This is a genomic window from Kiritimatiellales bacterium, from assembly GCA_041656295.1.
Lineage (GTDB): Bacteria > Verrucomicrobiota > Kiritimatiellia > Kiritimatiellales > Tichowtungiaceae > Tichowtungia.
This window is the reverse complement of sequence record JBBADV010000032.1, coordinates 1-13,821: the sequence shown is the minus strand read 5'-3', so window position 1 is coordinate 13,821 and position 13,821 is coordinate 1. Positions and strand designations below refer to the sequence as shown.

Annotated in this window: 27 protein-coding genes; 1 reads left to right on the top strand and 26 read right to left on the bottom strand. The window is 47.7% G+C overall.

The features are described from left to right. The 20 genes from WC959_12470 to WC959_12375 form a co-directional block, all read right to left on the bottom strand. The coding region (locus tag WC959_12470; GenBank protein ID MFA5689933.1) for a hypothetical protein at positions 1 to 234 on the bottom strand (234 nt) is incomplete at its 3' end. A gap of 76 nt (positions 235 to 310) precedes the next feature. Further along, a complete protein-coding gene (locus tag WC959_12465) occupies positions 311 to 544 on the bottom strand; it encodes a hypothetical protein (protein MFA5689932.1) in 234 nt (77 codons plus the stop codon). Continuing rightward, the gene (locus WC959_12460) at positions 541 to 885 is read right to left on the bottom strand and encodes a hypothetical protein (protein MFA5689931.1); all 345 of its coding nucleotides are present in this window, start codon (positions 883 to 885) and stop codon (positions 541 to 543) included. The genes WC959_12465 and WC959_12460 overlap by 4 nt, the downstream gene beginning before the upstream one ends. Before the next feature lie 33 nt (positions 886 to 918). Then, positions 919 to 1,203 (bottom strand): hypothetical protein, encoded by a 285-nt coding sequence (locus tag WC959_12455; GenBank protein MFA5689930.1) that lies wholly within the window; start codon positions 1,201 to 1,203, stop codon positions 919 to 921. A gap of 86 nt (positions 1,204 to 1,289) precedes the next feature. After that, positions 1,290 to 1,526: a hypothetical protein gene (locus tag WC959_12450; protein MFA5689929.1), complete on the bottom strand. Its 237-nt coding sequence runs from the start codon at positions 1,524 to 1,526 to the stop codon at positions 1,290 to 1,292. Between the two features lie 27 nt (positions 1,527 to 1,553). Continuing rightward, positions 1,554 to 1,736: a hypothetical protein gene (locus tag WC959_12445; GenBank protein ID MFA5689928.1), complete on the bottom strand. Its 183-nt coding sequence runs from the start codon at positions 1,734 to 1,736 to the stop codon at positions 1,554 to 1,556. Beyond that, positions 1,724 to 2,308 (bottom strand): helix-turn-helix domain-containing protein, encoded by a 585-nt coding sequence (locus tag WC959_12440; protein ID MFA5689927.1) that lies wholly within the window; start codon positions 2,306 to 2,308, stop codon positions 1,724 to 1,726. The genes WC959_12445 and WC959_12440 overlap by 13 nt, the downstream gene beginning before the upstream one ends. Positions 2,309 to 2,320: 12 nt before the next feature. Next, positions 2,321 to 2,875 (bottom strand): hypothetical protein, encoded by a 555-nt coding sequence (locus WC959_12435; GenBank protein ID MFA5689926.1) that lies wholly within the window; start codon positions 2,873 to 2,875, stop codon positions 2,321 to 2,323. Between the two features lie 5 nt (positions 2,876 to 2,880). Continuing rightward, the gene (locus tag WC959_12430) at positions 2,881 to 3,210 is read right to left on the bottom strand and encodes a hypothetical protein (GenBank protein MFA5689925.1); all 330 of its coding nucleotides are present in this window, start codon (positions 3,208 to 3,210) and stop codon (positions 2,881 to 2,883) included. Positions 3,211 to 3,351: 141 nt separating this feature from the next. Next, positions 3,352 to 3,546, bottom strand: a complete 195-nt coding sequence (locus WC959_12425; GenBank protein MFA5689924.1) for a hypothetical protein — start codon at positions 3,544 to 3,546, stop codon at positions 3,352 to 3,354. Next, positions 3,543 to 4,064 (bottom strand): host-nuclease inhibitor Gam family protein, encoded by a 522-nt coding sequence (locus tag WC959_12420; protein ID MFA5689923.1) that lies wholly within the window; start codon positions 4,062 to 4,064, stop codon positions 3,543 to 3,545. Before WC959_12420 ends, WC959_12425 begins: the two co-directional genes overlap by 4 nt. 10 nt (positions 4,065 to 4,074) lie before the next feature. Continuing rightward, positions 4,075 to 4,542 carry an HNH endonuclease signature motif containing protein gene (locus WC959_12415; GenBank protein ID MFA5689922.1) on the bottom strand — a complete coding sequence of 156 codons (468 nt, stop codon included), beginning with the start codon at positions 4,540 to 4,542 and terminating at the stop codon, positions 4,075 to 4,077. A gap of 203 nt (positions 4,543 to 4,745) precedes the next feature. After that, positions 4,746 to 5,243: a hypothetical protein gene (locus tag WC959_12410; GenBank protein MFA5689921.1), complete on the bottom strand. Its 498-nt coding sequence runs from the start codon at positions 5,241 to 5,243 to the stop codon at positions 4,746 to 4,748. Continuing rightward, on the bottom strand, positions 5,243 to 5,527 hold the full coding sequence (locus WC959_12405; protein ID MFA5689920.1) for a hypothetical protein: 285 nt from the start codon (positions 5,525 to 5,527) through the stop codon (positions 5,243 to 5,245). The genes WC959_12410 and WC959_12405 overlap by 1 nt, the downstream gene beginning before the upstream one ends. Then, positions 5,524 to 5,856 (bottom strand): hypothetical protein, encoded by a 333-nt coding sequence (locus tag WC959_12400; protein ID MFA5689919.1) that lies wholly within the window; start codon positions 5,854 to 5,856, stop codon positions 5,524 to 5,526. The genes WC959_12405 and WC959_12400 overlap by 4 nt, the downstream gene beginning before the upstream one ends. A 221-nt stretch (positions 5,857 to 6,077) precedes the next feature. After that, positions 6,078 to 6,491, bottom strand: a complete 414-nt coding sequence (locus WC959_12395) for a hypothetical protein (protein MFA5689918.1) — start codon at positions 6,489 to 6,491, stop codon at positions 6,078 to 6,080. Next, on the bottom strand, positions 6,491 to 7,132 hold the full coding sequence (locus tag WC959_12390) for a hypothetical protein (protein ID MFA5689917.1): 642 nt from the start codon (positions 7,130 to 7,132) through the stop codon (positions 6,491 to 6,493). Before WC959_12390 ends, WC959_12395 begins: the two co-directional genes overlap by 1 nt. After that, positions 7,122 to 8,012, bottom strand: coding sequence for an ATP-binding protein (locus tag WC959_12385; GenBank protein MFA5689916.1), 891 nt, complete (start codon positions 8,010 to 8,012; stop codon positions 7,122 to 7,124). Before WC959_12385 ends, WC959_12390 begins: the two co-directional genes overlap by 11 nt. 15 nt (positions 8,013 to 8,027) lie before the next feature. After that, positions 8,028 to 10,037: a hypothetical protein gene (locus WC959_12380; GenBank protein MFA5689915.1), complete on the bottom strand. Its 2,010-nt coding sequence runs from the start codon at positions 10,035 to 10,037 to the stop codon at positions 8,028 to 8,030. Positions 10,038 to 10,041: 4 nt separating this feature from the next. Next, on the bottom strand, positions 10,042 to 10,236 hold the full coding sequence (locus tag WC959_12375; protein MFA5689914.1) for a hypothetical protein: 195 nt from the start codon (positions 10,234 to 10,236) through the stop codon (positions 10,042 to 10,044). Positions 10,237 to 10,317: 81 nt separating this feature from the next. Between WC959_12375 and WC959_12370 the strand changes: the two genes are divergently transcribed. Beyond that, positions 10,318 to 10,710, top strand: a complete 393-nt coding sequence (locus WC959_12370; GenBank protein MFA5689913.1) for a helix-turn-helix transcriptional regulator — start codon at positions 10,318 to 10,320, stop codon at positions 10,708 to 10,710. Between the two features lie 203 nt (positions 10,711 to 10,913). On the opposite strand, the gene WC959_12365 is transcribed toward WC959_12370, so the two are convergent. From WC959_12365 to WC959_12340, 6 genes are all read right to left on the bottom strand, one after another. After that, positions 10,914 to 11,144, bottom strand: a complete 231-nt coding sequence (locus tag WC959_12365) for a helix-turn-helix transcriptional regulator (protein MFA5689912.1) — start codon at positions 11,142 to 11,144, stop codon at positions 10,914 to 10,916. A 9-nt stretch (positions 11,145 to 11,153) separates the two neighbouring features. Further along, positions 11,154 to 11,690, bottom strand: coding sequence for a hypothetical protein (locus tag WC959_12360; GenBank protein ID MFA5689911.1), 537 nt, complete (start codon positions 11,688 to 11,690; stop codon positions 11,154 to 11,156). 95 nt (positions 11,691 to 11,785) lie between these two features. Next, positions 11,786 to 12,067: a hypothetical protein gene (locus WC959_12355; protein ID MFA5689910.1), complete on the bottom strand. Its 282-nt coding sequence runs from the start codon at positions 12,065 to 12,067 to the stop codon at positions 11,786 to 11,788. A 159-nt stretch (positions 12,068 to 12,226) separates the two neighbouring features. Then, the gene (locus WC959_12350) at positions 12,227 to 12,661 is read right to left on the bottom strand and encodes a hypothetical protein (GenBank protein ID MFA5689909.1); all 435 of its coding nucleotides are present in this window, start codon (positions 12,659 to 12,661) and stop codon (positions 12,227 to 12,229) included. Next, positions 12,654 to 13,124 (bottom strand): phage virion morphogenesis protein, encoded by a 471-nt coding sequence (locus WC959_12345; protein MFA5689908.1) that lies wholly within the window; start codon positions 13,122 to 13,124, stop codon positions 12,654 to 12,656. Before WC959_12345 ends, WC959_12350 begins: the two co-directional genes overlap by 8 nt. Then, positions 13,121 to 13,821: phage minor head protein (locus WC959_12340; protein MFA5689907.1), on the bottom strand; the 701-nt coding region annotated here is incomplete at its 5' end. The genes WC959_12345 and WC959_12340, both read right to left, overlap by 4 nt.

Below are 13,821 nucleotides of genomic sequence, written 5' to 3'. Positions count from 1 at the left end.
AAACTGGTCAGCCCAAGTGTAGTAATCTGCTTTTTCAAGTTCAAACAATTGCTTCATCTTATTGCTTTGTTTAAAGTATCTGGGGGCATCGAGTTTACCCATCTCTTTTACCTCTTTCAAAAGTGTTTGCAATTGTTCGTTATCCCATTTACGAACTTCATCAAAAGCACTACGCCTAACAGCACCTAAATCGCTATTGGCAGTTTCTTCTGTGTTAAAATTTTCGTGTTCCATTGTTGCTTTATTTTAAGTTGATAATTTCGTTTTCCAAATCGCCAACAGCGTTTAGCTGCGGAACGTTAACAACAAGCTAAATTAAATCCCAAAAGTTGTCATTAACTATATCATTTATCTCAGGTGGTAGGTCTTTTTGTTGTTTTACAAACTCAGCTAATTTAGCCAGATTGTTAACATGCAATATATTTAATTGCTCACTGATGTGCTTTTTAATATCAATACGTAATTCTCTTATTTGCTCTTTAGATGGGGAGTTGTTAAAACTCAACCAAGCATCTATTTCTTGAAGTAACTCTAAGCTTGTCATATTTCTTCAATTTCTTCTGGTGCTGGTGTCCAATCAGATGATTTTGCTTCTTCTGAATCCTCTATTTGAGTTGATGGAATGATGTTATAATTTCTAATTTGAAAATAATTATAGTTAGAATAGCTACCATCAAATAAATAATAACACGTTGTTCTTTTATAGCAATTCCACTCTGTGTTGTCTTCATAACCCTTTCCATACCACCACTTATATCCCAGTGACTCTGCCATTTCTAAAATACGATTTGCTTCCTGTTCTGTCTCACAATGAACTACAGTATTTTCTTTAATTGCCTCTTTGATGTGGATTTTATACTCTTCTTCCTTTTCTAATTTTTTCACGCTCTCATTTTGTTGTTTCATAACTTTAATTTTTTAATTTGTTGATGTTTTTAAAATATCCTTGTCTGATGAAATTTCAAATGAAAAATGATAACTTGATGTATTTGATTGCGACAATTCAAACATTACACCATTTAATCTTATCAATATACCAGTCACAAGCCTCTCGAGTTGGTCATTGTCTGTTTTTAAATAAACGCTATCTCCAATGCAATAATCAAATTGCACATTAGATTCACGGCTTTCACTTCTACTATTAGACACCTCTTTAGTTAATTGTTTATAGATTGAATTTGTATAGTCATTAAATTTTTCCATAATATTTTTTTTAGCGGGTGTGATTTCTCACACCCTGTTTATTTTCTTTTTTTTAAACATTCGTAAATACTACGTTATGCCTTATACTAAAGACAATCCCGTTTTTCAATCCAATAATGATGTTTCCGAAGTTCAACTAATGTATCACCAGATATAAATCCGACAGCCCAATAAGATTCTGGATTTTCGGGGGATTCTTCAACAATCCATTCAACATCAGCCATGCCAGGATTTAAAGAATCATACTCAGGAGATACATACCACGGTCTGTGTGGTGGATAATGTCTATTGAAGCATTCCGGGTTTAATTTTACTTTTTTCATTTTATCAAATATTATTTAGTTACAAATTTACAAAAAGTACAAGGCATAACCTGCGGTATAGTGCAGTTTGCCAGTTACGGTAGTGGTAGGTTGAAAAAGTCTGCAAGGCAAACCGACACCATACCGCCAGCCGTTATATGACATTTCAGCAACGCTCAAAATCATCAGGCACTTCAAAATCTTTTCATGTTTCTCAATCAAAATGGCCATCTCATTCCTTCAAAGTAGGGTGCGGTTTTTTCCCGGAAATCTTTCTCGGTGTCTATTTTGTTTTTCATTGCCCGGAGGGCGTGAGATACGGTGCTGTGGTCGAAGCGGCCAAAATGCCAGCCGATGTCGGCGTAGGTGATTTGGGGGAAATGGAGCACGGAGAGCGCCATCGCCATCTGGCGGGGAATAACATAACCGGGTTGCCGGTTGCGTTTCCGCAGTTCGTCGGGGGTGCGATTGAAAAGCTTGCAAACAACCGCCTCCACATCGTTCAGGCTGCGGAACAGGCGGCCATCCTCGGGCTGGCGGCGGTTGTTATTGATTTCATTGAACGCCTGGACGACATCCACGCCCTGGTTGTCAATGATTTCAAACAGCTTGTCAAAAAATATGGAAATGACGGTTTCGGCATCGTGGTTGCCGGTTGATGCCTCCAGCTGCATTTCCACGCGGCGGCGGAGGTTGTGTGTGATTTCCCAAAGGGCAAGTCCCATCGGCAACGCTTGCGTTGCCATTTTGTAATCCAGATGATCTTCTGGATTGTTCAGGTCGAATTCAAGGATTGCTTTCATTTTTTTAGTTTTTTAATGTATCCTTTCAATTTTTAGAAAAACTTCTCCGTCGAGAGAATAATCATCTGCGGCGTATGCGTCAGCCCAGATAAAAAGTTCATCTCTGCTCATCTCGAGCGCTTTGTCCTCGCTAAAAAAGATGAAATAGGCGGGAGTTTTATACCCGCCATGCGGCTTGACCCGCAGCAGGGTATTGTCTTCGATTTGCAGGATGAAATCTTCCCAGTATCCGATACGCCCGGCATCGCCTTCTGCACCATTCCCTGACGCAAGAACTTTTATTTTTTTTTCGTCTTTTTTATGCACAAAAGCAGAACCGACGGTTCCGCGGGTGTAGCACCCTGCGCAGCTAACCCGGGCAATCCATCCCGGTTTTCCCCCTCCTTTTATGATTTTCACTTTTCCCGATTTTGTGGGTACGGGAATAACAAAATCCCCGTCTGCAATATCAGACTGCCGGGGGATGAGCGTTTCGTAGCGGCCTCTCCCCCGCTCGCCCAAAGCGATTACTGTTAATTCGCCAAACGATAATTTTCGTTTTTCGGCTTTCAAATTGTACTGCTTCATAATTTTTAATTTTTAATTTTTAATTTTTCATCATACATCCTCCAGCGTTTTTTAGCACCGGTTTTTTTCTCGTATATGCCTTTTTTTTCGACATAAATTTCAAGCGTTCCGTTGCGGAACGTCCAGAACGGAAGGTAGCTGCCGAGGAGGGTATCGGTGTTGAAGCTCAGGCCGGTGTGCTGGTGCACAAATTGATCGGCCTGTTGTGCGGTTTCCACTTTCTGCCATTCGGTGCGGATTCCGCGCTGAACGGTAACCAGGTAACCGGTTCCAATCATTTTTCCCGGCGCGCAGCCGGAAAGGATCAGAAGGGAGATAAAAATTATTTTTTTCATTTTTTGTAAATTTTATGGGTTAAAAAAAAACCGGAAAGGCCGCGCGCTATGAGAAAAATAAAACCAAAAACAGTATATCAAATAATCAATCAAAAAACAGCCTTTCCGGGTGAGAACGCAGCGATTTTGCCCGCCGTGGCCTTATTTCAAAAATGTGTGTGGGGCGGTGTATTTCCAGCCGTTCAGTCGGAAAACTTCACGCCGCGCCTCTTCGCGCAGCGCGTAGCTTTCGATTTTACTTGACGAAATGCCGCCGCCGGGCAGTTGCAACCGCCGGTAAACCGCCCAGATTCCGCGATATTTCTGATAGTAAAATTCCGGCAAGTTCCGCGTCATTCCTGCTCCTCTTTTTTCAGTTCGATAAAAAAGGTTTCATCCTGGACGACTTCAATACCGCATTTCTCAAAATTGACCGCCACTTCCGGCAGTTCGCGGTCGGCGATAAGTTTCTCTTTTGCCGGCTCTTCTTTGGTGCGCACATAATTGGGCAGGAATGCTTTGATCAGATTGAGCGATGATGCCCAGGTGAAGCCGCGCAAAGTTTTCAACTTCGGGGTACCGGTGCGGAATCCGTAAGTGCCGTGCACCGTGTCGAGGCTTTTCTTTTTGGTGAAAATTTCCTCCCGGTTTTCCAGGGCAAAAGCCTGAACGACTGCAAAATTTTTGTCTTTTTTGTCGCTCAGCGTGGCGATTTCGCCCGCGTATTTGTCGCGAATGCGCGTGAACTGCTCATCCATGAGCGCATTCAGTTTCTGCAACCTGGCGTCAGCCGTTGCGTAATCGGCAAAGGCCGATTCCATTTCTTCCGTGGTGATCCCTGTGAGCACCACTTTTTTTGTTCTTTTTGTTGCCATAATTAAAAAATTAAAATTTAGAATTAATAATAATGCCGTGTCTCATCGGCGGAATGATCGCTTGTGTTTTTTCTGTTGAAGTTGCGCGCCGTTTTTCCTTTCGGCGCAGGATTTCGCCGAAACCGGAGGCTGGCGGCAGGCCGTAATCCAACCGTTGTTTTTCCCTGTCCCAAAGTTTTTTCAGGGACTCCCCGGATTTTCTGTAATTCATATTCCGGCGCGCGTGTTCCGCGCGGGTGATCAGTTCCAGGTTTTCAAACCGGCAGTTCCCCGGATTTCTGTCCCGGAAAACAACGATCTTGTTTTTTGGAATTTCGCCGGCCATCAGGCGCCAGATTTCGCGGTGCAGAAACTCCCATTTTGCTTTGGTTTTTACATAAAAATAACCATCGGAATGCTTTCTCACCGTGCCAACCGGCACTTTGTTTGCCGGTTGAGAACCTTTTTTGAACTGCGTTTCTTTGCCTCCGGTAACCATTCCTTTCGTTCCGGCACTCCAGGGAATATTTCCTTTTGGAAACTGGCCTGATCTGCCGCTTTTTATTTTATTTCGCGCTAACGCGTTTTTGACACTTTCCGGCCTCCGCCCCAGGATTTCAGCGCATTCCCTGAAATTGTGCGTTTTGTATAATTCGCGCAGGCGGTTCAACTCCGCGCCGGTCCATAGTTCATGCTTCTTTTTCATTTTGTCAAAAAATTATAGTAATCCAAAAAAGTGTTGCGGGCGTACTCCTGCGGCATGGTGATCCAGCTGTTATCAACCATCAGGCTCTGCCACTCGATTTCAAGCATGGCTTTGTCGGCCAGTTCCACAATTTTGCTCACCGGATACTGGAAGCCGAATTTCAGCGAGATGGCTTTCATTAGATTGTCTTCAATCTTTTTGTATTCCGGCAGGAATTTCTTGATAGGACTTGGCACATCTACGAGGTAAGCCTCAGAGGCATCGTGCAGCAATGCCTCCAGGGTGCGGCGGCGCCCCGGAACGAGGTTGGCGCAACGGATGCTGTGCTCGGCCACGGAGTAGAAGCGCGGGGTGTGGCCGCCGAAACGGCAGAGGTTGCTGAGCGCATGTGCAATATCCTCAATCAAAATGCAGTCAGGATCGGGGTTGAAAACATCAATCAGCAATCCGGTTGAAGTGCGCAAAATGCCGTCGGGTATATCTTTCCGTTCCATCACCGGGTCATGTTTTTGAATTCGCGCTGAATGAGTTTCTTCATGTGCTCCCCGCGCGGGGCAATGAGTTGTTTCAGGCGTGCGGCGGAAACTTTTTCAAAAAGCTTGGAAGCCTCCACCTGCCGGTCGTTAATAATCACAGCATCGGCAGGGTATTCCACCCACTTATCCTGATTATGATATTCTTTCCTCCAGGTTCCGAAAGTGCTTTCAATGACCTGGATGCCGTTCTGCAGAAAGAAACTTCTGATTTCTTCCCGGGAAAAATAGATGTTGACAATCATGGCTTTGTTTTTTTAGTGAAAAAATAGAGTAGCCCGCCCGGATAGATTTCATGCTTCCAGATGTAATGGTAGTTCTGCATTTCGTCCAGGACTTCAAAATAGGTAGGGGTGAATGGCGTTGCGGAAATGACCCTTCCTTTTTTCATTTTTCCGTTCAGGTCATAGAACCGGCAGCGACGGCCTATCGGATTCTTATAAAATTCCTGAACCGCCTCTTTTCCCCAGAACAGCGACCACACCGACCAGACGATCAGTGTTGAATAGGTTGCCGCAATCACAATCACCGTGATGGTGAGCGGCAGAATGGTGATGACAGTTATTGCATTCATATTGAAAAAATTAAATTAATTATTACACTCTTCCATTTTGCGCAACTCGTGTTTTGCCGGCACCCCCAGGTACTTGTCAAAAGTGCTCTTGGAAATGTGGTAAGTATCCCGGATGTGGTTCTCGTAAATCCAGGTGAGCGAAGCCCCGGATTTTTGGCATTCCAGGACGATATTCTGGATTTTGGCCACGCGGCGCAAATAGTATTTTCTGTTATAAGCCATCAATTTTGATTTTTAAGGGTTTCGATCATATCGCGACGGAATTCCTGCACTGTTTCGGTCGTTTTGTTTTTGCGCCGGAATTCATAATAGATATCGCGCAGCCGGGAAACCGGAATTTCGTTGAACCTATCCCAGCCTGCCGCGCGGGCAGCGATCCCTTTCACGGTAGCCATGTCTGCCGGATAGCTGATGTTTTTGCACCAGCCAAAAATCGCGGCAATCACCCGCTTGCGCCACAGATCGGCATCGCTGTCGAGGGATTTAATCAACATTTCAAGCTCATTGCAACTGAGTTGCAAGGCGCTTTCCACGCCGAAGCTTGCGAGGATCACCCGCTTATTTTTCATTTGCCCGGCTTTTGCCAATTTGGCGTGAAAAATACGGATCAGGTCTTTTTTTGCAATTGTTTTCATTACTCGTTGTTTTTGTTAGTGTCTGCCCAGTATAGGGCGGCCATTTCCGGCCAGATATCGAAGGGCGTTCCGCCGCCGTAACGGCTCATGGCAAAAGCCCGGTACCCCTCTACCCAGATTTTTACGTTGGCATCAAACCAGACCGATTCCGCCAGGGCGCCCTTTGGCTCCTTCCCCTTGGCGTGGCTGGTGAAAATGAACAGCTTATCGGGAAATTCTTTCAGCATCTCCTTGTATTCTGCCACCTCCATGAAGGTGTATTGGATGGAATCTATGAAAATGAAACTGGCGGAATTGCGCATCCGCAGGCGGTATCGCAGCAGATTCACCGGTTCCTGATCGAGCAGGTGAATCCTGTTGTTTACCGCTTCCATTTCCACGCGTCGGAAACCTTCGCGGATGGATGCGCTGGCGCCCTCTTCGAGGGAATTGTAGAGCACCCGGCCAAAATCGGTCAGGTAGCGCGCCAGCTGCAGCGCAAAGTGCGTTTTCCCTTCCCCGCTCCGGCCCCAGATCAGCCAGCTTCCGCGAACCTCCGGTTTTCCGGTGAGATCGTGAAACCTGCCGGTGAAGTCCAACACCTCCATGCGCCGGCGATAAAGGTCAGTAACGGTGATGGGTCTTTTCAGCTTAATTTCCATGTTGGGCGGTTTTTCGTTCTAAAGACAACATGATCGGGATGCGGCGCAGGCTCATGTTTGTTTTGGCATGCAGTCGTTGCACATCCTGACAGGCATTTGCCAGACCGATTTCAGCGATCTGTTTGCGCTGAAACTGAATGAATTCCTGCTCTGGATAGGGGGTGATGCGCTGGTACTTGTTTCCCAGGCGGGAGAAGATTTCAGCGAACCCCACCTTTTTGTATTCGATATTCCGGTTGAGCTTGGTGGCCAGCCCGTCCGCGCCCATCGCGTAAAAACCGCAATGCTTGTCGGTCGCATTCCACAGGGCTTTGAACTCCAAATACGTGGGGTAGCTCAGGTCTCCGAATTCGTCAAGGATGATCAGCGGGCGCACGGTGGTGGTGTTGAGGTAATAGACCACATCCTCAAAGATTTCAGAATAGAGGCCGGTGTGTGTCAGTCCGAATTCCCGCGCAATGGCGCGGATAAAAGCGGTTTTGGTCTTGTGCCGGCCACAGTCCACGTACGCGACATTCCGGTTTTCGCGCGCGTACATCATTGCGGTGTGTGTTTTTCCGATGTCGGCGCGGTCGCAGAGGATGCCGCTTACGCTGTTTTCCTGGGCAAACTTCAATTGCGCCCACACGAATTTAAAAACCTCGGTTTTTGCCGTGTGCATTTTGAATTCGTCCACTAACTGCACATCATATTTTCGGGCGATGCTCACCCAGCGGGCTTCGCCGATCACGCCCTCGGTTTCGGGTTCGGCGCGGAGAATGCGCGTGAGTTGCGCGGGCGAAATGCCCAGGGCGACGGCGTGTTTTTTCCGGCTGGAAAAATTTTTCTGCTGCGCATGAATGGCAGCGATGACTTTCAGTTTCTGTTCTTTTGTTAACATATCAATTAATTTTAATTAAAAAGATTCTAAAGGGTCATTTTCAAAATTGTAGTCGAGGTCAAAATCGCGGGCGTCCTCCTCTCTTGGCAGATAGACCTCCACGTTCAGGTCGTGCCCGTTGAGCGGTTCATTTTCAATTACCTGCAATTTTGGCAGCTTGTTTTTGCCCTCTTTTACCATATTGCGGAATTTTGACACATATTTCGCCTGGTTGGTGTAAGCATCCAGGTCGCTGTCGGTGCGCTCGGCGCGGGCGGTGTTGTATTTTTCCAGCTTTTCGCACTCGCAGATAAAGCGGTCGCGCTGGTAAAGGAATACGCGCTCGATGTTGCCGTCGTGGTCGGGCAGATAGTAGGCCTCCACGCTGTAATTGTTTGGCAGCAGTTTTTCCAGGATTGCCGGGGAGGGCAGCGCATATTTTTCATATTGCACCGTAACGTACTGGCTACGCATGATGCTGGTTTCGGTGCGGAATCCCACCTGCCTGGCAATGAGCGCCGGGTTGGGCTGGATGCACTCCGGGTTCACGTTTTCGCGCAGAATTTCAAGCCGTGTTTTGCCAGCATAACGCTGATGGCTGCGCGGTACCTGGTTGTTATATTTTTCAATACTCAGCAGGTCATCCGCCACCGCCTGGTGGAAGCTGCGCGTCCGGTCTTTCACCCGGCGCCCCTCGTCGTCCCACTCCATGACCTGTTTCGGACGATTGGCTTCCAGTTTGGCATAGAAGCGGCCAATCCCCTCCTGCAAATTCTTTTCAACGCCCAGTTTTTTCAACCGGTTGCCGGTCTCCGCCCATTTTTCCTGCGAATTTCCCGGATTACACCAACGGATGAATTTGAACAGGCTGCCCTCTTTGAGCACCGTGTCTTTCAGCCGGTTCATTAAGAAAGTTTCTACCTCCACCTCCAGCGGGATGGGCATCCCGTTGCGGTCAAGGTATGCAAACATGTCGCGGATGCAGTTCATCACCCACTCCACGGAAGGACTTTCGGTGTAGCTTTTTCCGATAATTGCGCCGCTGGTGATATCATAAGCATAATACGCTTTGACATTGCTGTTTGGAATGTCGCGGTCGTCCATGGAGATTTTTGAAAGGCTGAATTCGGGGCCCTGGCGGTGGTGGTGCGGGCTGTGTTTGTCGTTAAAGAATTTGGCATCGTTCCGCAGCCGGTCAACCAACACCCGGTTGGAGGGTTTGTTAACATAATTGCTAATCGTGCTCTCGGAAAGCTCAATGGGTTTGCCGTTTTTTTGACGAAAATCCGACGGTGCAAAAATTTCGCCGGTGCCCTGGTCGATGATCGCCTGGTCGCCGCTCAGGAACAGCGTGTAAAGTTCGTAAACCGTCGCCATAAATGGCTTGTTGGGCATCGCATACAACGCCAGGATCAGGCGCTCGATGTTGGAGGTAACTTTGCGGGCATTGGAATTGCCCGCGTAATTTTTCACGAGGCTTTCGTAGCCGTCGCGTATGTAATTTTCAAGTTTTTCCCGCAACCGGCGCGGATTCTCCGGGAGGTTGTGCGGAAATTCCTGCTTCACATCCGGGTTTTTGACCAGCTCCACCGCGTTGCGAAAAAAATCGGTGATCATGGGACGGCGGCCATGCGCCGCCCGTGCGCGAACATGGCTCTCCCACTCCTGCCGCAACGTGTTGAGCAATGCGGCGTTATTAGACCAGAGCAGGATGTTGTCCTGGCGCTCCACCGGAATGGCGCTGCCGTCGGGGTACTTGTAGTTTGAAAAAAACTCAAACGCTTTGAAATCGGGCATAATCTTCTGTTTTATGTCTTTTTTTACCAGTTCGGCGGGATTGCCGCCTATCCGTTCTGCCACCTGCCGCTGGAACCGGCCAGGCAGCGAATCCCAGGCAACCAGCGCGGTGGTGTTCCGGCAGCCGCGGCGCACTACGTGCACCTGATTGCGGCTGACCATTTTGTCGTAATTGTGCCGGCTCAGGATTCCCGGCGCAATCAAGTCGCTGTTAACCTCCAGGCAGAGTATGTTGTTAAGCCACAGCATATTTTCAACCGGCAATTTCCTTTTTCAACTCCTCGCGCATGCGAATGATGCGCGACAGCGTTTTCACGACGTTTTCGTGGTGTTTGGAGCCTACGCGGTTGAGCGCAGCGTAGGCGTTTTGCTCTGAAATACCTAAGATTGAGCCCGCCTGTTTGAGATCTCCGTGCTTTTTTTTCTCTAAAACTTGATTTTTATCCATTTTTTAACGTAGTTTTGTTTGAAATCTTCGACAAACATACAAACATTTGTTGAAATTTGCAAACATTTCTTTATAAAAAACATGGAAAAATATGAAATAAATCATCGCGTGAGGCAACTCTTTGAATATCTGGGATTTGGACAAAATCAATTTGCGGAGCAGATTGGCATTTCCACCTCCCGGATGTCGAATATCGTAAAGAACCGCAACCGCCCGGACTCAGAAATGTTGCAATTAATCCTTTTGCGGTTCAGAAATGTGAACGCCGACTGGCTGCTGACCGGCGAAGGGGAAATTGAGCAGAAAAAACCCAAAAAGCTGACCGCCGAAGAGAACATCTTTGCGCTGCTGATGCGCGAAAAGGATCAGCAGCTTATTGCGCTTGCCGCAGAAAACGGCGCCTTGAAAGCGCGGTTGGAAGCGCTCAAAAAAAAGATTGATTACACTGACCGGAATCTGGCAGCTGAACCCTAATTGAAACAAAAAACCCTGCAAAAAATGCAGGGTTTTTGGTTTCTCCAGCCGCATGGTGCGATTAAGAGTGCGCGCCTAAAAACTACGTTGTTTCAATTCCGGCGCGGCTGGATGGTGAAACCGGGATAAAAATAAACAATTAAAATGGATTTGCAACTTATTTTCAATTTATTTTTGTAACAAAAAAGTTACTCACTGCAAAGTTACGCCGGATCGTCGGTTGAGTGAAAATGCACGCCGATCGCTTTGCTGATTGTCAGGAAAACATCCAACCGCGGCGCGTGGGTCATCTGGAAAAACCGGGAAATATTCTGCTGAAAATAACCGGTATTCCGGGCAATCTCCTGCTGAGTCATCCCCTTTTCGCGGGCGCGCTCAGCTAATGAAGCAACGAGCCGCTTCCACGGTTCGTTGCTGATGGTTGTGTTTTTCATGGCGCGATCCTAAATGCAGTTGTACTTTTCAAGATGTCCTCTTTTTGAACCGGATTTGAACCGGGTTTCCATGCGCCCGCAAAATTCAATCGGACGATCGAGGGTGATGGTACTGATCTGTTTTCCGTCGCAATCGTACTGATGCGCGGAGTAACCAATAGTCATCTGCGGCAGATTCCAGGTGCCCCAGTTCTGCGTGTTCAAATGTTCCAGCACCAGGCTCAGGTTCTCGATGGTGGTAGGGATTACTGCCATTTTAAGGAGTGCGGCACGTTTTTCGGCCTGCTGGTTTTCCAACACGGCTTTGGCTTCGTTTGCCTCATTTCGGGCAGCAATCTGCTCACCCACCCACTTGTAGCGGGCATCTTCAATGGTTTCTGCCTGGATGGTCCAGGTGATCCGGCGGAAGGTACCGGCCTCTTCCGCGGTAACGGGAATGATGCTGCTGTCGCTGTAATCCTTTGCCGACCGGAAGAAATTGCCATTTTCATCTTCAATGAAAATTTGGCTTCTTTTACTCTTTTTGAAAAATGTGTACGTTTTCATGTCTCTATTTTTTAATTGATAAAAATTTTTTTGAGTTTTCCCGATTTTCACTTAGCTGCTGTATCGGGGAATGCCGTGCAGCTCCGGCAGGAAGATTAATAATCTTCAGGCACATTCTCTTGTGCCCAAGAGTGCTCTTCCGGGGTCCAAATATCGCATTCAGTGCCTGCGAGATTTGTGATCAGGTTTGCGTAAGCTTCTTTATCCTCAAAAGAAGCTTCTGATTTTTCCAAAATTTCAGTTTCCGGGCTGAATTCTTTCAACAACCTTTCGGTTGTTAATTCATTCCCATATTCATAACGGCCTTGACTGCCGTCGTTCATGTTGCCAGGAACCCAGAACCTGTATTTTACTCTAAAAACCTTCACCTTTTTCATGTCTCTAATTTTTAAATATTAATAACTGTTGTTTTGATACTGTAAAGATAAATCAAATATGATGTATTTCCAAACAAAACAACAACTATTTTCCATTATTTTAATAACGGATTTTTATGAGAGATAGAAAATATTTATAATGTGAAAACCGGCAGGGATTCAGCCGGTGGTCTCCTGGAAGGTGGTCTGGTAGAGCACCCGGTAAACTTTCAGTCCGTCGCGGCGGCGCTCAGGCGCCGCGCTCAGGCGCGAGAAGATGCTGAGCGCGTCCGAACTCCAGCCCTGCAACGCTTCATGCACCTGTTCAAGCACCTCCAGAAAAGCCAGCGAGGTTTCGCGCACCGGCGAGTGGAGGTTCGTTGCGCCGGTGAAATCGAATGCCAGGCGCAGCGCAACATTTGCGGTAACAATCTGCGCGCCGCCGCCCACCTCTTCGCATTGCGGATAGGAGATGTCCACCAGGCAAGCGGGGAATGCCACCGGGGGGCGCTGGTTCAGCAGGTCAAGCTGGCCGGTGTCGATATCTATCCAATTCAAGCTTTCCGCCTCCGCTTCCAGCCGGGCGAATATTTGTGAAATAACCTCTTTATTCATGTTGCGAAATTTTTTGATTCAAATAATTTTCAATTTTCTCCTTTATTTTATCATTCAGTTGTTCGGAATGACCGATGAACTGCCGTTGCGGCACGAATACGCCATTCACCACGCCGCCAAAGTTGTGGGTTGCGGCGTAATTCTCGCCCGCGCCTACGTTTTGCGGGTTGGCATAAACGATCACCTTCCACGGCTCCACGTCATAATCAATGCTATCTTTCAGATTTCCGGTGCGCCCGGTGAGGATTTTACGCACCGCATCCGCCCCTTTTCCCTGGCCCATGCGCCGCTTCACCTCCGCCCAGCGTTCAAACGATTTGTCGGTGAACCCCTCATCCTCAAACCCCTGCTTGAAAAAATTCACCGCCTCCACCCCCACAATGATGGGGATGTCTTTTTGCATCGCTTCCCCAATCTCGTTGGCCAGCTGGTCGAAATAATCTGAAAGTTCGTCCAATGTCATTTTTTTTGATTTTGTGCAAAAATTAAAATGGTTGCCTTGTCTGCCGGATCGGCGGACTGATAGTAGCCCGTTTCTTCCAGCTTTACGAAACTTGCAGTTTCGCCCGGATTTATCGCCAATGCCGGATCAACCACCGGCCACTCGAAATCCGCCGGGATTTCGCTCACCGGCTCATCGGTCTGCCGGATGCCGCACATACAATTCCACTCGGAGGGCGGCATGATTTTTTCCCAAATGGGATCATCCATTGCAAACACTTTTCCCCAGAGCTTTTTGTGCGAATCGCGCGGATGCGCCGACCGGCTGGGGGTGTATTCGAGGTTGGGATAGAGGTGTTTTGATTCCTGAAATTTCTTCCAGTTAACCGCCATGCGCGCGCTGCGCACCGCGGTGTTGTATTCGGTCTGGAGATGCGCCACGTTGTATTTTTCGGAGATTTTGAGCGCCAGCTCTTCAAACTCCTGGTAGCCGCGCAGGGAGCCATCTTCGCGGGTGAGCAGTCCCACAATCTTCTTGGTCTGCTCGTGATTTTTGAACGCCGCAAAAATGTTGATGTTTTCTTTAAATTGCCTCGTAAAATCCTCATTCCGGCGGTACCATTCGGCGCCGGCTTTTCCGAAAGTGGTGTCTGCCGCTTTCTGCAGGATCAGTTGAGAAATGGTAAATAGTCCGGGATGGATGACGGCGTTATTGCCAA